The following is a 17,825-nucleotide window of genomic DNA, read 5'->3' as shown; positions in this document are numbered from 1 at the left end:
TTGCCTTGTTCCGTTCAGGCATTCGCCTTTTGCAGCGCCTGGATGACTTGTTCCTTCGCGCCATCCGCAACCACGCGGCCCTGCTCGATGACGATGAGGCGTTCGACCAGCTCCAGCATGCTGTAGCGATGGGTCGACACGATCAGCGTCGTGTTGCGGTCGAACGCCACCTTGAGCTGCTTGATCAGCTGCCGTTCCGAGGCCAGATCCATCGAACCCGATGGCTCGTCCAGGAAGACGACCTTCGGCTTGGTCAGAAGCAGCCGCGCGATCGCCACCGCCTGTCTCTGGCCACCCGATAGATTGGTGCCCCGCTCGCCGACATTCATGTCGTAGCCGCGCGGATGGCGCGAGACGAAGTCGTCGACGCCTGCTGCCTTCGCCGCATCGATGATCTCCTCATCCGTCGCTTCCGGGGCAGCCATCAGGAGGTTTTCCTTGATGGTGCCCGAAAACAGGTCGCCGGCCTGCGCGACGATGCCGACCGCGGCGCGGACTTCAGACGGGTGGTATTGGCGCATGTCGATGCCGTCGAGCAGCAGCTCGCCGGAGGTCGGAAGAAAGAGGCGTCCGACCAGCCGTCCCATCGTTGTCTTGCCCGAGCCGATGCGGCCGATGATGCCGATCCGCTCGCCGGCCCTGATCGATATGTTCAGCCCGCTCAGCACCTCGTTCTCGGTGCCCGGATAGACGAAGCCGACATTCCTGAAGACGACCGCGCCGCTGCGTATCGGCCGATTGACGAAGCCGACCGTGTCCGGCCGATCCTCGGGTTGCGACATGATGGCATTGACGATCCTGAGCGACAGTGTCGCCTGCCGGAACCGGGCGAGCGTGATGGCGATCTGCCCGAGCGGCGCCACCGCCCGGCCGGCCAGCATCACCGTGCCGATGATCGCGCCGGTCGAAACCTGGCCGTCCGAGAAGGCATAGGCTCCGGCCACCACCAGCGCCACGGTCACCAGCTGCTGGATGGCGCCGGTGATGTTGCCGGCGGCGGCGGAAAGCTCCTTGATCTTCTCCGACGTGTTGGCGGCGTTCTTCGAATGCTCGCCCCATTTGCGCAGCAGATAGGCCTCGGCGCGCAGCGACTTGATCGTCTCCAGCGTGGAAATGGATTCGACCAGCAGCGCCTGGCGCTGCGCCGCCTCGTTCATCGAGGCGGCGACCCGCTTGCCGATGCGCCGCTGCGTCACCAGGCCGACGATGATGGAAATGACGAAGGCCAGGGCCGGTATGATCACCAGCCAGCCGCCAATGGCATAGATGACCAGCAGGAAGATGAAGACGAAGACCGTGTCGATGAAGACGCTGATGGTATTCGAGGTGAAGAACTCCCGCACGAACTCATATTGAGTGACGCGGTTGGCGTATTCGCCGGTCGATCCCGGCCGCGCCGACAGGGATGAATTGAGCACCTTCTCGAACAGGAGATAGGAAATTCTGAGATCCGCCTTGCGTCCGGCATAGTCGATGAGCGAGGCGCGCGCCGTCTTCAGCAGCAGATCGAACAGGATGGCCGCCCCGATGCCGATCGCCAGCACCCAAAGCGTCGCGATCGCCTTGTTCGGCAGGATGCGGTCGTAGACATTCATGGTGAAGATCGGCGAGGCGATCGCCAGCAGATTGATGAAGACCGCCGACAGCACGACCTTCGAATAGGTGCGCCAGAACGCCCCCATCGTTCCGGTCAGCCAATGCCGCCTTTCGATCCGCGGCGCCGAGTCCACCGTCATCTCCTCGGTGGTGTTGGCGTAGGTGATCGAGAAGGAGGCGCCGCCGCTGATATAGCTTTCGGTGAGTTCCGACCTGCCGATCGTGGTGCGGCCGTTTTCCTGCGGCGCCGTCAGATATTGTCCGTTTTCGATCTCCGCCAGCAGCGCAATCGGCAACTGGCTGACGCGAAAGACGATGGCCGGAAGATCGACACGGCCGCGCGCGAAATCGCGGTGGCTGAATTCCTGGACCTCGAGGCCGATGCGTTCGGCCAGATGCCTGATGTCGTCCGGCTCGATGCGCGTGTCCGAAATCGGCACTCCGGCAAACAGCACTGTCTCCGCGCTCGGCCTGCCGAGATAGGCGGCAATGGCCGAGAAGCAGGCTTTGAAAGCCTCCTTGGGCGACAGGATATTTGGCTGCTGATTCACGATCCGCCCCGAAGGACCAATGATCGATACTTACATCGGCTGCTTCTTCCTGACCGGCGCGAGAATGTCGAATGGCAGATCGTTCTTCTGCTCCGACGGCGTTCGCGCATAGGTTTCGGTATCGGCCGTTTTCGGCACGCCGAATTCCGTTCGCGCGTAGGCCGCCGCTTGCTTGGCCGGCTGGATGTTCAGCGTCTTCAGCAACTCCCCGGTCGCGGCCAGCAGCCGGTATTCGGCGAACAGCGACGCATAGGACGAAGTGTCGGCCAGCGTTGCGGTATTGAAACGCGTGTTCTGCGCATCGAGCACGTCGAGCAGCGAGCGCTGTCCGACCTTGAACTGTTCTCGGTAGGACGCAACCAGCTTTTCGTTGGTTGCGGCCTGCAGCCTCAGCGTCCCTGCCAATTCGGCCTGGCGGAAGCGGCGGTCCCACGATGTGCGGACGGCTTCCTCGATCTCGCGCAGCACCTGATGCAGCGCAAGACGCTGCTCGCTGGTGCGGCGGATCTGTTCCTGTTCATTGGCCTTGTCGATACCGCCGCGATAAAGGTTCCAGCGCAGCACGAGGCGTGCCTGCAGGTCGCTGGTGTCGCCATTGTCGCCGTCGATGTCATATCCACCTCGGGCGACTCCCTCGGCGGTGATCGTGGGGCCGTATTTGGCCCGCGCGGCGTCGACCAGCGACGCGGCGGCATCGATGTCGCTGTTGGCCATATGGACGCGCGGATTGTTCTGCCTGGCGAGGCCGATCGCGTCGTCGAGCGACCGCGGCAGCGCGGCCGCGACATCGGCCGGCCGCGACGGATTGGTCAGCGGTTTGCCGACATTCTTGAAGAAGCGGATCTTGGCCGCTTCAAGCTCTTCAGTTGCCTCCTGCATCCGCGCCTTGGCGGCATAAAGGCGTTCCTCGGCCTGTTGCCGGTCGGCATCGTTGAGCGCGCCGCCCGCGATGCCTTGCTTGATGTCGCCGAGAATGGACTGGTGGAAGGCGAGGTTCTTCTTCGCTTCGGCGACGATCGATGCCTGCAGCATGTATTCGAGATAGTCCTGGACTACGGAAAGCCCGATGAATTCGGAGCGTTCCAGCACCCTGAAAGACGCTCCGTCGACGCGTGAGGCCTGCCGGTCCAATTCGGCCCGCCTTGCCCCGCTGTCATAAAGCGTCTGCGAAACGGTGAGGTCCGCCTCGTTCGGGTAGAGAGCGTCGTGCTGCTCGTCGAGCGCGCGCCGGGAAGAATTGTCCAGGCGGCGAACGCCGGTCGACGCTTCCACGTCTACGCTCGGAAGATAGAGGCCCTTCGCCTGGCGCAGTTCGAATTCGATCGCTTCGCGATTTTCGATCGCTTGCCCAATTTCCGGATTGGACTCGACCGCGACTGCTACGGCTTCCTTGAGTGTGATTGCGCCGGCGCTCCCGCAAGCCAGCATCGACACCGTCATGGCGAGCGCAAAGCGCCAGCCGACGGTCACTTTACCCGTCCTGGTCATTTTTACCCCGTGACTATCCCCGCGCCTTATTGTTTTTGTCGGCGCTTATTTGCCCAAGCCTGCCACCGGAGCTTGCGGCCAGTATCTATCAGATTTTTCGGGGATGTGAGCGTTTAATGGATTAGACGCGTCTAAAAGCGTGAATTCCGGTCATAAGCCTCGGCGCATGTAACAAAAATGGCACATAAACGTCGCGCTGCCGGACTGCCAATTAGCCGTGAACGGATACTTTCCTGACAACTGCAGCTTCGCGTTTGGAATCGGTTGCTCATTATTGCTGGCTTTGTCTGTCATATTTGCGCAGCGGGCAACGCCTTTCGCACGTCATGGGAGGCCCTCCGCCCAGGGCTGCCACGCCGGTGAGCGGAACAACCTTGCCTCTCAGGTCGAACCCCGGCGTGAATTCCGTCATTTCCGGCCTCCTCCTGAATGTTGCTCTTTTCGAGCATTAGCTCGTCTTGCCGCAAAATCAGAACGCCGCGGATTGCTGCGAAAAATCTGCTCCGGTTCTGCAACGTTGGCGCCGGAAATTGCCATGCGCGGCTGGTTTTGTTGGCAAACGGGCATCGTTGCCTGTATTGCGGGCTGAAAGCAAAAAGCATGGACGTTCTTGTATGACAAATGTCGCCCTGACCGGGCTTGCCCGCGACCTCGCCAGGCGCGCCGCCGAAGGCCGCCCCGTGCGCATCGGCGTCATCGGCTCCGGCGAGATGGGCACCGATCTGGTCACGCAGGGCATGCTGATGCCGGGCATTTCGGTCGCCGCCATCGCGACGCGCCGGCCGCATACCGCCCGCGAGGCGATCCGCATCGCCTATGGCGACGAGGCGATGGCCGCCGAGGCAGGCACCGCGTCCAGGGTCAGCCAGGCCATCGAGGCCGGAAAGATCGCCATCACCTCCAACGAGATGCTGGTCACCAACCCGCTGATCGATGTCGTCATCGACGCCACGGGAAAGCCGGGCGTCGCCGCCGATTTCGACCTGATGGCGATGGAGCACGGCAAGCATCTTGTGATGATGAATGTCGAAGCCGACGTCACCATCGGCTGCTATCTGAAACAGCAGGCCGACCGCCTGGGCGTCGTCTATTCGGTCGGCGCCGGCGACGAGCCGTCGAGCTGCATGGAACTGATCGAGTTCGCCTCGGCGCTCGGCTACACCATCGTCTCCGCCGGCAAGGGCAAGAACAATCCGCTCAACCACGATGCCGTGCCGGACGACTACCGGGACGAAGCGGAACGCCGCAACATGAACCCGCGCATGCTGGTCGAGTTCGTCGATGGCTCGAAGACCATGGTCGAGATGTGCGCCATCGCCAACGCCACCGGCCTGGTGCCGGATGTCGCGGGCATGCACGGCCCGAAGGCCGACCGCGACGACCTGGCCAGGGTGCTCATCCCGCGTGCGGACGGCGGCATCCTGTCGAGGAAGGGCGTCGTCGATTACACCGTCGGCAAGGGTGTGGCGCCCGGCGTCTTCGTCATCGTCGAGGCGACGCACCCGCGCATCGTCGAGCGCATGAACGATCTCCATGTCGGCCACGGTCCCTATTACAGCTTCTTCAGGCCCTATCATCTGACCTCGCTGGAAGTGCCGCTGACCGCCGCCCGGATCATGCTCTACGGCCGGCCCGACATGGTGCCGTTGCCGAGGCCGGTGGCCGAAGTCTGCGCCGTCGCCAAACGCGATCTTGCCGCGGGCGAAACGTTCGACGCCATAGGCGAGACCTGCTACCGCTCCTGGACCATGACCGTCGCCGAGGCCCGCGCCAGCCGCGCCGTGCCGGTCGGCCTGCTCGAAGGCGGCACGGTGCTGAAGCCGGTCAGGAAGGGCGAACTGCTGACGACGGACAATGCCGCGCCGGATCAGACCACTAGGCTTTATGCCCTGCGCAAGCGGCAGGACGAGATGCTCTATGGGGCAAAAGTTACTGCCCCAGCTCTACCGACCTGAGCCGCGCCGCCTCCACTGCTTCGGTCAAAAGCTTGGTCAGCCGGTCCTCGCCCATCAGCACGGCAAGGGCGGCGGCGGTTGTGCCGTTGGGGCTGGTCACCTGCCGGCGTAGCACACCTGGTTCCTCATCGCTTTCGGCGGCGAGCGAGGCGGCGCCATAGACCGTTTGCATGGCGAGCAGCTTTGCGGTTGCCGGCGGCAGCCCTGCCGTTTCGGCGGCAGTCGTCAGCGCCTCGATGAAATGGAAGATATAGGCCGGGCCGGAGCCGGAGACCGCCGTTACCGCATCCATCAGTCCCTCGTCGTCGATCGTCGTCACCACGCCGCTCGCCGAAAGCAATTCGGCGACGAAACGCCGGACGTCGTCGGTAACCAGCGGATTGGAATACACCACCATCATGCCCTTGCCGATCGCCGCCGGCGTGTTCGGCATGCAGCGGATGATCGGCGCAAGCTTGCCCAGAATCTCCTCGAAGGTGGCGACCGGCGTGCCGGCGGCGATGCTGACGAAAGTCGTGAGGCCGCCGCCAAAGCGCTTGTAAGCAGCCGTCACGTCGCGGATCACCTGCGGCTTCACCGCGATGACGACAAGATCGGGCACGGCATCGGCCGGGATGCCGTCAGCGTCGGCGGCGGCGCGGCAGCCCAGCGCTTCGGCGAGGTGGCGCAATTCGGCATTGGGCTCGACCACGAAGACCTCCGCCGGCGGAAGCTTGCCGGCCTTCAGCCAGCCCGAAAGCATGGCGTAACCCATATTGCCGCAACCGGCGAGAACGAGCCTGATCGTCATGAAAACCTCCGCGAGTTGGCTCTCCTTAGACGTTCGGCTGGCGGCGGGAAAGTCCTGTCGGCGGGAGATCGATGGTCCTGGCCTGGCGCGGACTGCGAACGGGGATAGGCCGCAGCGAGACCTGCCTGAGGCCCAGAACGCCCAGCACGAAGAACAGCCAGACCGGGTCGCCGCGGTGGAAGAAGAAGCTTTCGAGGAAGCCGTTCAGCGCTGTGAACAGCACGACCATCATGAAGAAGTCACCGAGGAAGATGTTCTCCTTGCGCGCCGGGATGCGCATATAATCGCGCAAGGGCGCGATGAGGAAGGTGTAGACCGCCACGCACAGCGCCGGGATGCCCATCAGCACGGCGATGTCGAGATAGCCGTCATGGCCGTGCACGATGGTGCGGATGTCCCAGGCGCGGTCGAAGGGCTGGTCCTGGTTGAGCAGCAGCGGCGTCCCCCAGAAGCTTTCATAGCCGTAGCCGGTCCAGGGTTTCTTGGCCAGCATCTCGCCGGCGAACTCCCACAGCGTCGTGCGGCCGGTATAGGTGAGGTCCGGGAAATAGATCGCCGCCAGATGTTTCACCGGCGGGATGAAGACGATGCCGAGCGTGCCGACCGCGGTCGCGCCGATCGCGACCAGGAACAGGATCGGCGTGCCGAGCCGCATGCCGATGAGGCTCGGCAGCACCACGATCATGATCGAGAACGGCACCAGGCCGGCAGTCGTCTTCGAGCCAGTGTGCAGCATGAAGAACATCGCCGCGCAGAAGATGCCGGCGCCCCACCAGCGTTGCCCGCGCCGGTAGATATAGAGCCCGGCGAAGCTGAAGCAGGCCATGACCGGCCCGGCGATGTTCTTGTGGGTGAAGACGCCGCGCCACAGGCCCGCATGCTGCGGCTCCTGCGAGTCGGCTGTGTGCAGTGCTTCGTGCGGAAACATGATGAGACCGACATAGGAGAGCCCCATGACGACGACGGCGGTGAAGATGATGACCCTGGCGAAGGCATCGGCGTCGCGCGGCACGACCAGGATCGCCGCCATCGTGATGATGCCGATCATGGTGAAGGAGGCGGCGCGCATCGCCACGGGCGGATCGGTGGCCAGCACCACCGACAGGAAGAAGAAGCCCAGCATAAGCATCCAGGACGGGCTGAGCAGCGAGCGCACCACGCGCGGGTCGGCGAAGGCGAGCAGCGAGAAGATCGAGACAGCGCCGAGCGAGCCGAAGCCGAGCTGGTTGACGATGTCGCCGCCCTCGCCGGTAAGCTCCGCGCCGGCCGGCTGAAAAGGCCGGAACGAGACCATGATGACGGCAAACAGAAGTGCGGCGATCGCCGTCGCGATACCGTCGCGCGTGAAAGCGGCGCCGAGCGGCGCGCGCTCAGTTCTTCTCAGGCTGTCGGTACTGCTCATTGGCATATCCGAATTCGGCAAGCACCCTGCCGATCGCGACATAGACCGGGTAGAGGCCCGTCGCCAGCGAGCCCGTGCGCACCAGCCGGATGGCGCCGCGCACCGGCGAGGCGGCAAGCAGCGCCAGGCTCTTCAAAAACACCTTGGCGCCGGCGAACGGTGTGCCGGCGCGCTTTTTTTTCTCGACCAAAGTGGAGATGACGCCGTTACGCAGGCTGCGGGCGCGGATCCAGTCGGCCTCGACGCGCCGGGCCGGAACCGTTTCGTTGACCCTCGCCTCCGCGCACCAGGCGAGAACGAAGCCTTTCTGCGCGGCGCGGCTCAGAAAATCGGCGTCGCCGCCGCCCATGAAGTTGAACTTCAGATCGAGGAAGGGCGGCCCCATGGCCGTCAGCACGTGGCGTCCGATCAGCAGATTGCCGGACGAATAGAGCGCCGGCACGCGGCCGGTTTCCCGGTAGGGCGGCGCAAAGACCGGATGCTCGGCCCATCTGCCATGGCTCGGATCCGCGAAGACCGGCACCTGCGGCCCGCCGACGATGTCGGCGCCTAGCGTCTCGGCTGCCTTGCACATGCGCTCCAGCCAATCGGCATCGGCGATCTCGTCGTCGTCGATGACCAGAAGGTGCCGGAAATTGGGGAAATGCAGGATCGCTGTCTGCCAGCCGGCATTGTAGGCGCTGCAATTGCCGCGCTCATGCGCGACGATCACAACGCCCGGCATTTCCGCGCGCTCGAACAGCGGAAGCGCCGCCCTGGCGCCTTCGTGCGCCTCGGCCTCGTTTTCCATCACGATGACGGCGAAACGCCTGTCGGTGCGTTGCCCTTTGAGCGATGCCAGCGTTTCCAGCAGCAGCCGCGGCCGCTTGAATGTCGGCAGCGTGACGACCGCCTCGACAGTCTCCGCGACAAGCCCCGGAGACCGCCCCGCGATCGATACCCCCGCGATCGATACCAAAACGTCCGATGGCAAAGGGATCATCCGTTTCCAGCCGCGTGAGTTCGATCCCTCGATAGCACCGCGGTGATAACGTTTCGTTAATCACCTTGGGCGGTCAAAGCTTGAATCCTGAAGCGCCGGGCGCTGATCAGGTTCACTTAATCAAGGGTTCACCCCGGTTTGCTAACTGGGTCGCACTGGATAGGTGAGATGCATCTGCTGTTCGCCACATCGATCGTGCCCGACGGCGCTCTCGCCTCGGGCTACGAGATCGCCAATGCTGCGATCATCGCCGCGCTGCGGCGTGCCGGCGTGCGCGTCACGGTGATCGGCTTCATCTGGCCCGGCAAAATACCCGCCGATCCCGAAAACACCATCGTTCTCGGCGCCATCGACGTGCGCACGCAAAGCGCCCCGCCGCAGCGGAAGCTGGCCTGGGTCGGTAAGGCGATACTTGCCGGCCTCACTTTCGCCTCGGCGAAGCTGCGCGTCGTTTCCGATAGCGAAATCCGCGCCGCGATCGAGCGCGCCGGCCCCTTCGACGGCTATGTGCTCAATTCCGTGCAGTTCGCCGGCGCCTTTGAAGAGCTCTTTGCCGACCGGCCGTCGATCTTCGTTGCCCACAATGTCGAGCACCGCTCGGCCGAGGAGAATGCCGCCGCGGCGGGCAGCGCGCTGCAACGCTGGCTGTTTCGCCGCGAGGCAAGGCTGCTCAAGGTTGTCGAGGAGCACCTCTGCCGCGCCGCGCGCTTCGTATTCACCCTGGCCGAAGAGGACCGAGCCGCGCTCGGCGTTGCCTCCGACGATCGCTCGGCCGTGCTGCCGCTGGTGACCCGCGCCGAAGCCGCGAAAAAAGTCCCGCGCCGCATCGACTGTGACGCGGCGCTGATCGGCACCTGGACCTGGCAGCCGAACCGCATCGGTCTCGACTGGTTTCTTACCCAGGTCGTGCCGCATCTGAGGCCCGATTTCCGCATCAGGGTGGCCGGCAACATGCCGTCAGGCGTGACGTCCACCCATCCCGGCGTTGAATTCGTCGGCCGCGTTGCGGACGCTCAAGCCTTCGTGCGCGGCGCCGCCGTCATTCCGCTGATCAGCACAGCCGGCAGCGGCGTGCAGCTCAAGACCATCGAAACCTTCGAGCTAGGCTTGCCATCGGTCGCCACCAGCCGCTCGCTGCGCGGCATCGGCTATCGCCCCGACAATTGCGTCGTGACCGACGACCCGGTTGCCTTCGCCGCGGCGCTCGAGCAGGCAGCCGCTGATGTGCAGGATGTCGACGGCAGCGCCTTCCACCGCCGTCAGCTCAAGGCGCTCGATGCGTCGATCGGGCTGGGCCTGAGCAAGCTCGGCGCCGTCAGACAGGAGGCGTTTGCATGAACATGCACGCCGCCCGCGCCGCCTTCGGTCTCGACACGTTGAGGTCCATCCTCGGCATCTCAGTGCTGGCCATCCGCTGGGATGACGCCATCGCGCTGCTCGCCCGGCTGATTGCCGAGCGGCGTTTCACCAAGGTCAGCTTCCTCAACGCCCACAACGCAAACATCGCCTACACCGATCCGGTCTTTGCCGCAGCGCTCGAGGATTTCCTGATCCTGCCGGACGGCGTCGGCGTCGACATCGCGGCCAAGCTGCTCTATGGCGCGCCGTTCCCGGACAACCTTAACGGCACGGATTTCATCCCGGCCTTCCTCCAGGCCTCGAAACGGCCGCTGACGGTGGCGTTGCTCGGCGCGACGCGCGTCAGCGCCGAGGCGGCCTCCGTCAAGCTCTCGACGCTTGCCGTGCAACACGAATTCGTCGTCATCCATGACGGCTATTTCTCCGCCGCCGAGGAGCCAAAGATCATCGAGCGCATCGCCAGGCTGCGGCCCGACGTGCTGCTCGTCGCCATGGGCGTGCCGCGGCAGGAGTTGTGGATCGAGCGCCACATCGACCAGCGTCACTGCACGCTGCCCATCGCGGTCGGCGCGCTGCTCGATTTCCTCAGCGGCACGGTGCCGCGCGCGCCGCTATGGATGCGCCGCCTGCGGCTCGAATGGCTGTTTCGGCTGTGTATCGAACCCGGCCGCCTGTGGCGCCGCTACGTGGTCGGCAACCCGCTCTTCCTGTGGCGCGTCTTCAAGCAGAAACTGGCGCACAGGCCGCAACCGGTGGAGGCGCGCCGGTGAACAGCCGTTTCGTACCGGACGCGGCTACCACCGCCGAGCCGTCGCCGCGCACGCCTTCCGCGGCAATCGTGACGGCGAGCTACGCGCCGGATTTCGAACGCTGCCGGCTGCTGTGCGAAACCATCGACCGCCACGTGACCGGCGTGGCGCGGCACTACATTCTTGTCGAGCACCGCGACGTGGCGCAGTTTCGCCAGCTGGAATCGAGCCGTCGCACCGTCATCGACGAGCGCGACCTGCTGCCCCGCTGGCTGCGGGTGTTCGACGATCCACTCAGCCTGTTTCGCCGCCGCGTCTGGCTGAGCTTGCGCACCCAGCCGCTGCGCGGCTGGCATGTGCAGCAACTGCGTCGCGTCGCCATTGCCGGCCATGCGAAGGAAGACGTGCTCGTCTTCTGCGATTCCGATGTCGCCTTCCTCAAACCGTTCGACACCGGCGTCTTATGGCGCGACGGCAAGGTGCGGCTGTTCCGGCGCGACGGCGTCCTGTCCAATAACGGTCATGACGAGCACCGCGTCTGGTCGCGCAATGCCGGCGCGGCGCTTGGCATAGATCCACCCAGCGTCTCCACGCACGACTATATCTCGACGCTGATCGCCTGGCGCCGTGAGACGGTCAATGCGATGTGCGAGCGGATCGAAAAAATGCACGGCCGCGACTGGGTGAGCGTCGTCGGCTCGGCGCGCAAATTCTCCGAATGCATGATCTACGGCCGCTATGTCGATGACGTGCTGGACGGCGCCGGCCATTTCCACGGCGCGGAGGAATTCTGCCGCGTCCACTGGAACGGCGAGGCGCTATCGGATGACGCGTTTCGCCGCTTTGTCGCCGACATGGGGCCTGAACAGGTGGCGATCGGCATGCAGTCTTTTATCGGCACCGATGTCGGCCGCATCCGCCGCCTGATCGGACTCGACATGTAGGATCTAGATGGCTTTGGCCGGGCGGCGCATCGCCGAATAGGTCAGCAGCATCGAGGCCAGGTAAAGCAGCAGGAAGACGACGTTGAGCGACAGCACCAGCTTGGGCGTGTCGAGGATGGTCGTCAGCACATAGGTCAACAGCACAGCCTTCAGCCCGGCGAGCAGGCCGAGATTGATCGCCCTGACGGCGGTCTGGCCGCGCGCGAACAGAAGCTCGGCCTGGTATTCGACGAGGTTGCGCAGACCCGGCACGAAGATCGCCAGCGCCACCAGGGGCGCTGCCTCGGCGACGTTCCTGCCCAGCGCGTTGGGAAAGAAGTGCAGCACGATGCCGAGCGCCAGCAGCGCCAGCGTCGAGACCAGGAACACGCCGCCCTCGATGCCGCTCTTGACCGTCAGCCGCGACAAAAGCTCGGGCGCCCGCATCATGCGCTGCACCAGCATCATCGAGAAGGTGCGGATCGGGATCGCCGTCAGGTCGACCAGCCGCATGATGATGGCATAGATACCGGCAAGATGAGCGCCGCCGATCGAAAGTACGAGCAGCTTGTCGAATTCCATCTGCAGGTAAAACAGCACCTCCGATCCGGCCACATAGATGGAATCGGCGAGCCGCCTGAAATAGAGCTCCGAGCGCAATCTCAGCCGCTGGCGCGGATAGAAGAAGGCGAAGGCGACGATCAGCGATGCGGCGTTGGCACCGATATAATACCAAGACCAGACATTGACGCTGTGCTGCGCGGCAAGCATGAACAGCACGGCCCCGAGCGCCCGTAAGGCCGTCGCCAGGATCGCCAGCACAGCGGCGCGGCCGAACTTGCCGAGACCGTTGTTGACGATCAGCGCCACCTCGACCGGCCGCCACAGCAGCGCTTCGGCGAAGACGACCGCGGCGAAGACCGGAAGCGGCACGGTGCCGGCAAAGAAGATCAGGTAGACGGCGTAGGAGGCGGCGGCCAGAAATGGCAGCGAGACCACGCCGAGCAGCAGGAAACCGGCGGTGAAGGTGCCGATCAGTTTGGGTCGGATCGTCGCCGTGCGGTAGAGCGCCGAGATGAAGCCGAAGGCGAGGATGCGCGACAGCATGATGCCTGCGGCCGACGCCGTGGCGAACATGCCGAATTCGGCGATCGAGAGCGTGTTGGCGAGCGCAATGAAATAGGCGAGCGAGAACACCAGCCGGCCGCCGGCGCCGCTGATCGCCGAGAAATAGTCTAAAACCAGCTTGCGGCGTGCGGCCACGAAGGTGCCGATCCGCGCGAGGGTCCGCCTGTGCGGTATGTCGCTGGTCTGGGTCATAGGTCGGCCAAAACTTAGGGCGGAAAGCTTAACGTGCCGTTCTGGCGGTGCGATTTCGCTCCCGCGCGGACATACAATCAAAGCGAGAAACTCTGCTTTCCGGCGGTCAAAATTAACCTTTTGTTTCCTATGCCTGTTTAGCGTGGCTTAACGATTGGCCGACCGCCGCTCCAAGCCGCCTGAGAGTAAGCTCCAAGACAATGGTCGACAGGGAAAACCGTGAGGACTGGAGGCGCGAGCGCTCCCTGCTGGCGCTCGGCGAAGCCGTGCGCGGCGAGGACAGCGCGGACGCATCGCTGGTTTCGATAGGCGACAAGGCCGACCCGTCATGGCGCCAGGACGCCGCCGCCCGGCACCGCGCCGCGCGCGCCGGGCGCGAAAGCCCCTCGAAGCTCCGGTCCGAGAATGCGGCGGCGCCCAGCCAGTATCAGGCCGAACCGGTTTCGGACCCGATGCAGGCCGAATACGACTGGGTTGCGCGAGACGCGCAGCCCGAACCGCCGGAGCAGGGACTTTCCGCGAACCGTAATACGGAAGCCGCAGTCGAGCCTCGATACGCAAGGCGACCGCTTGGCGGCGACGATCAGGATGCTCAGGAATGGAAGCCGCTGATCGACCCGATGCAGGTCATTCGCGGCATCACCCGCTCCAGGGCGCTGATCCTTTCCACCACGATTTTGGGCGCGGCACTTGGCATTGCCATCGCGCTGTCGACGCCGAAGAAATACGAGGCCACGACGGACGTCATCATCGACCCGCGCGACCTCAAGCTCACCGATCGCGACCTGACGCAGAACGTGGTCGCCTCGGATGCGACGCTGGCCATCGTCGAGAACCAGGTCCGCATCCTCACCTCGGGCATGGTCCTGAACAAGGTCGTCGACGACCTTAATCTCACCAACGATCCGGAATTCAACGGGCAGGGCGAGGCAGGCATCGGCCTGATGCCGATGCTCCGCTCGATCCTATCGCGGCAGGATGCCCAGGGTCCGGCCGACGAGGCCCGCCGCCGCGGGCTGACGGTTGGCAATCTGGCGGAGAAGCTCGACGTCGAGCGTGGCGGCAAGACCTTCGTCGTCTCGGTCACCGCCACCACCCAGGAGCCGAAAAAATCGGCGCTGATCGCCAACACCATGGTCAGCGCTTTCCAGCAGATCTCCAGCGACATCCAGTCCAAGACCGCTGGCCGCGCCACCGACGAACTGACCGGCAGGCTCAGCGAATTGCGCAAGGGCGTCGAGACGGCCGAGCGCGCGGTCGAGGATTTCCGAGCCACGCATGATCTCGTCGATGCGCAAGGTCACCTGATCAGCGACGACCAGATGCTGAAGCTCAACGAGCAGCTTTCCGTTGCCCGCGCACGCACCTTGGAACTTAACGCCCGCGCAGCCTCGGCACGCTCGCTCGACGTCAATTCAATCTTGAACGGCACCTTGCCGGAAGAGATCGGTTCCAACACGATGAGCGAACTGCGCTCGCAATATGCGGCCTTGAAGCAGGAGGCCGACAGCGCCGCGATCAAATTCGGGCCGCGCCATCCTCAATTGCAGGCGCTTAACGCCCAGCTTGCCGGCGCACGCGAACGCATCGGCGCCGAATTGCAGCGCATCGCCTCCTCCTTGCAGGTCGACCTGAAGCGTTCGGTCCAACTCGAGCAGGATCTTGCGTCGCGCCTGGCGCAGGCCAAGGTGCAGAGCGGCGACGTCAACAACAACCTGGTTTCCCTGCGCGAGCTTGAGCGCGAGGCGGCCGCCAAGCGCTCCGTCTACGAACAATATCTGCTGCGCGCCAAGGAGACCGGCGAGCAGAAGGACATCAACACCGCCAATGTCAGCGTCATATCGCCGGCCTATCCGCCGCTGGAAGCCAAGGGGCCGTCGCGCGCCGTGATGGTGCTGGCCGGGTTGCTGCTTGGCCTCTTTGCCGGCATTGGCCTCGGCGGGCTGCGCGGCGCCTATGCAAGCCTGCGTGAAGCGGCCAACGCCCGCTCGCGCCGCGAGGCTGAAGAGCGCGTGCCCGCCTCGCGCCAAGGCACCCAGGAGCGTGTCCCTGCCGCTGAGGACAGGACATACCGCACCGCTCCGCCGATTGCGGCTCCATCGTTCACGCAGCCATCCGCGCTGCCACCTGCTCCGCCATCCGCGCCGCCGCCGGCTGGCGATGCCGGACGGCCCGGGCTGTTTGGGTCGCTGACGTCCGCGCTGCGCAATCTCATGCCGGCAAGGGCGGAAAAACCGGCCGCTGCAGATCCCGTTTTGCCCGGCGGCGCCGCCGTGCCGGAGGTACGTCAGGCGCAACCGGTCGCTCAGCCTCGGCAAGCGATTGAGCTGGCGCCCGCGCCGGCCTATCCCGAGGAGCAGCAGCCCGACGACGCGTCGAGCTACTGGTATTCCGGGCCGGCGGCGCCTTATGCCGGGCAGCGGTTCGAGTCGCCGGAGCCCGATCCGGCCGCGGCGCCGGGCGACCAGCAGAGCCAGATCGACGAGATCCGCGCCGGCCTGCACGAATTCCGCGAGGCGGTGCGCGAGCTCACCGAAAACCGCTCGCGCCGCCGCTATTTCTAAAACGCACCGCGTCCGATAAAAGCAGCCGGTTGCGGGTTAACGGCATCCGACGACGCTTTGACGGGATTGCGCTGTTGAATTTTCGTGAGAATGCCGCGCGGCATCTCGGACGCTCCCAGGCTGGCGCCGGCGGTTCGACGTGCCGGGCTGAGGGTTCGGGCTGCGCGTCATGTGCGCCGTAAAACAGTGTTGAAGGTGAGTGATGGCCGAAGTGATTGACGGAAAGAACGTCGCCGAGGACGTGGTGCGGAAGGTCAAGGCGCTGACCGCCGAGCTGTCGGCCAAGGACGCGACCAGGCCGGGCCTGGCGGTGGTGATCGTCGGCGAGGATCCGGCAAGCCAGGTCTATGTCGCCTCGAAATCGCGCACTGCCAAGGAATGCGGCTTCCATTCGCTTCAGCATACCCTGCCGGCGGAGACTTCGGAGGCCGAACTGCTCAGGATCGTCGGCGAGCTCAATGCCGACCCGTCCATCCACGGCATCCTCGTGCAATTGCCGCTGCCGGGGCACATCGATGCCGGCAAGGTCATTCAGACCATCGCGCCGGAGAAGGATGTCGACGGCTTCCATTTCATCAATGTCGGCAAGCTCGGCACCGGCGAGTTGGAGACGGCTTTCGTGCCCTGCACGCCGGCCGGCTCCATGCTCTTGATCGAGCGCGTGCGCGGCAAGGATCTGTCCGGCCTCAACGCCGTCGTCGTCGGCCGCTCCAACATCGTCGGTAAGCCGATGGCCAATCTGCTGCTCGCGGCCAACTGCACCGTCACCATCGCCCACAGCCGCACCAAGGACCTGCCGGCGCTGGCGCGCACCGCCGACATTCTAATTGCCGCTGTCGGCCGCGCGGAAATGGTCAAGGGCGATTGGGTCAAGCCCGGCGCCACCGTCATCGATGTCGGCATCAACCGCATACCGGCGCCCGAGAAGGGCGAGGGCAAGTCACGGCTGGTCGGCGACGTCGCTTATGCCGAGGCGGCGAAGGCGGCGGGCGCCATCACGCCGGTTCCCGGTGGCGTCGGGCCGATGACCATTGCCATGCTGATGGCGAACACTGTAGCTTCCGCCTACCTCGCGGCCGGGATGAAGCGGCCGTCCTTCTGACCGGAAAGCCTCAAGCATTGCCTAACCTTACTGCTTCCGTCGAACGGCCGGTCACGAACGATCCCGTTCAAGGCGGTCGGCAGTTCGCGTTCCTGCTGGTCGACAAGTTCTCGATGTTTTCGCTCGCCGCGGCAATCGACACCTTCCGCTCGGCCAACCGTCTGCTCGGCCGCGATTTCTATGGCTGGACCACCGTGTCCGCCGACGGCGACGCGGTCATGGCATCCAACGGCCTGCCGCTCAAGATCGATTATGCCGTCGCCGATCTGCCGCCGGTCGACATCCTGTTCGTGTCCGTAGGCCTTTCCATCGAATTCCCGGGCAAGAGCAAGGTGCTGGCGGCGCTGCGCAGCTGGGGCCGGCGCGGCAATGCGCTCGGCGCGCTGTCGGTCGGCTCCTATCTGCTTGCCGAAGCCGGGCAGCTCGATGGCTATCGCTGCACCATTCACTGGGAAAACCGCGCCGGATTCATGGAGCGCTTTCCGGACATCAACTGCACCGGCAACGTCTTCGAGATCGACCGCAAGCGCTATACCTGCGCCGGCGGCACCACCTCTATCGACCTGATGCTGGAAATCGTGCGCGGCGATTTCGGCTCCAACCTCGCCAACGGCGTCGCCAACCAGTTCCAGCATGAGCGCATCCGCTCGGCCGGCGACCGCCAGCGCGTCGGGCCCGAGCGCGATCTCACCGGCAAGTCGGAGAAGCTGCGGCGCATCGTGGAGCTGATGGCAGACCATCTCGACGAGCCGCTTTCGGCGGTGCAGCTTGCCAAGTCGGCGGGCCTCTCGGTGCGCCAGGTCGAACGCCTCTTCCTGCGCCACCTCAGCGTGACGCCGGGCCGCTACTACATGCGGCTGAGGCTGGAGCGGGCGCGCGAATTGCTGCGCCAGACCAACATGCCGATCCTCGACGTGGCGATCGCCACCGGCTTCACCTCGCACTCCTACTTCGCGCAGAGCTACCGGCTGCAGTTCGGCCGCCCGCCGTCCGAAGAGCGCCGCACCACCTATTGAGTTTGGCAGGCGCCCCGTTGGCCTTGTG

At 64.8% G+C, this 17,825-nt stretch carries 13 protein-coding genes; 7 read left to right on the top strand and 6 right to left on the bottom strand.

What is annotated here, in order from left to right; translation table 11 throughout:
• Window positions 1-14: 14 nt before the first annotated feature.
• Window positions 15-2,147, bottom strand: a complete 2,133-nt coding sequence (locus FJ974_RS26430) for a type I secretion system permease/ATPase (protein ID WP_140536784.1) — start codon at window positions 2,145-2,147, stop codon at window positions 15-17.
• 30 nt (window positions 2,148-2,177) lie between these two features.
• On the bottom strand, window positions 2,178-3,635 hold the full coding sequence (locus FJ974_RS26425) for a TolC family protein (protein WP_140536787.1): 1,458 nt from the start codon (window positions 3,633-3,635) through the stop codon (window positions 2,178-2,180).
• A gap of 614 nt (window positions 3,636-4,249) precedes the next feature.
• Between FJ974_RS26425 and FJ974_RS26420 the strand changes: the two genes are divergently transcribed.
• The gene (locus FJ974_RS26420) at window positions 4,250-5,590 is read left to right on the top strand and encodes an NAD(P)H-dependent oxidoreductase (protein WP_140536789.1); all 1,341 of its coding nucleotides are present in this window, start codon (window positions 4,250-4,252) and stop codon (window positions 5,588-5,590) included.
• Here FJ974_RS26420 and proC read toward each other — a convergent pair.
• From proC to FJ974_RS26405, 3 genes are read right to left on the bottom strand one after another with little or no spacing between them, the layout of a single operon-like run.
• The gene (proC, locus tag FJ974_RS26415) at window positions 5,565-6,380 is read right to left on the bottom strand and encodes a pyrroline-5-carboxylate reductase (protein WP_140536792.1); all 816 of its coding nucleotides are present in this window, start codon (window positions 6,378-6,380) and stop codon (window positions 5,565-5,567) included. The genes FJ974_RS26420 and proC overlap by 26 nt on opposite strands.
• 25 nt (window positions 6,381-6,405) lie before the next feature.
• The gene (locus FJ974_RS26410) at window positions 6,406-7,782 is read right to left on the bottom strand and encodes an O-antigen ligase family protein (RefSeq protein ID WP_140536795.1); all 1,377 of its coding nucleotides are present in this window, start codon (window positions 7,780-7,782) and stop codon (window positions 6,406-6,408) included.
• Window positions 7,751-8,764 carry a glycosyltransferase family 2 protein gene (locus FJ974_RS26405; protein ID WP_140536797.1) on the bottom strand — a complete coding sequence of 338 codons (1,014 nt, stop codon included), beginning with the start codon at window positions 8,762-8,764 and terminating at the stop codon, window positions 7,751-7,753. The genes FJ974_RS26410 and FJ974_RS26405 overlap by 32 nt, the downstream gene beginning before the upstream one ends.
• A 168-nt stretch (window positions 8,765-8,932) precedes the next feature.
• On the opposite strand from FJ974_RS26405, the gene FJ974_RS26400 reads away from it, so the two are divergent.
• From FJ974_RS26400 to FJ974_RS26390, 3 genes are read left to right on the top strand one after another with little or no spacing between them, the layout of a single operon-like run.
• Window positions 8,933-10,102, top strand: a complete 1,170-nt coding sequence (locus tag FJ974_RS26400) for a glycosyltransferase family 4 protein (RefSeq protein ID WP_140536800.1) — start codon at window positions 8,933-8,935, stop codon at window positions 10,100-10,102.
• Complete coding sequence (locus FJ974_RS26395) at window positions 10,099-10,893, top strand: WecB/TagA/CpsF family glycosyltransferase (RefSeq protein ID WP_140536803.1); 795 nt, start codon at window positions 10,099-10,101, stop codon at window positions 10,891-10,893. Before FJ974_RS26400 ends, FJ974_RS26395 begins: the two co-directional genes overlap by 4 nt.
• Window positions 10,890-11,816 carry a DUF6492 family protein gene (locus tag FJ974_RS26390; RefSeq protein WP_140536806.1) on the top strand — a complete coding sequence of 309 codons (927 nt, stop codon included), beginning with the start codon at window positions 10,890-10,892 and terminating at the stop codon, window positions 11,814-11,816. The genes FJ974_RS26395 and FJ974_RS26390 overlap by 4 nt, the downstream gene beginning before the upstream one ends.
• Window positions 11,817-11,819: 3 nt before the next feature.
• Here FJ974_RS26390 and FJ974_RS26385 read toward each other — a convergent pair whose 3' ends face one another.
• Window positions 11,820-13,115 carry a lipopolysaccharide biosynthesis protein gene (locus FJ974_RS26385; protein ID WP_140536808.1) on the bottom strand — a complete coding sequence of 432 codons (1,296 nt, stop codon included), beginning with the start codon at window positions 13,113-13,115 and terminating at the stop codon, window positions 11,820-11,822.
• A gap of 200 nt (window positions 13,116-13,315) precedes the next feature.
• Here FJ974_RS26385 and FJ974_RS26380 point away from each other — a divergent pair, with 200 nt between their 5' ends.
• The 3 genes from FJ974_RS26380 to FJ974_RS26370 all read left to right on the top strand — a co-directional run bounded on the left by FJ974_RS26380 (window position 13,316) and on the right by FJ974_RS26370 (window position 17,797).
• Complete coding sequence (locus tag FJ974_RS26380) at window positions 13,316-15,679, top strand: GumC family protein (RefSeq protein ID WP_140536811.1); 2,364 nt, start codon at window positions 13,316-13,318, stop codon at window positions 15,677-15,679.
• Window positions 15,680-15,881: 202 nt separating this feature from the next.
• Entirely contained in the window at window positions 15,882-16,781 is a 900-nt protein-coding gene (folD, locus tag FJ974_RS26375) for a bifunctional methylenetetrahydrofolate dehydrogenase/methenyltetrahydrofolate cyclohydrolase FolD (protein WP_140536814.1), read from the top strand.
• Window positions 16,782-16,798: 17 nt separating this feature from the next.
• Window positions 16,799-17,797, top strand: coding sequence for a GlxA family transcriptional regulator (locus FJ974_RS26370; RefSeq protein ID WP_140536817.1), 999 nt, complete (start codon window positions 16,799-16,801; stop codon window positions 17,795-17,797).
• The last annotated feature ends 28 nt before the right edge of the window (window positions 17,798-17,825 follow it).

This window comes from Mesorhizobium sp. B1-1-8 (assembly GCF_006442795.2).
Classification (GTDB): domain Bacteria; phylum Pseudomonadota; class Alphaproteobacteria; order Rhizobiales; family Rhizobiaceae; genus Mesorhizobium.
This window is presented reverse-complemented; position numbering and strand designations above follow the sequence as displayed.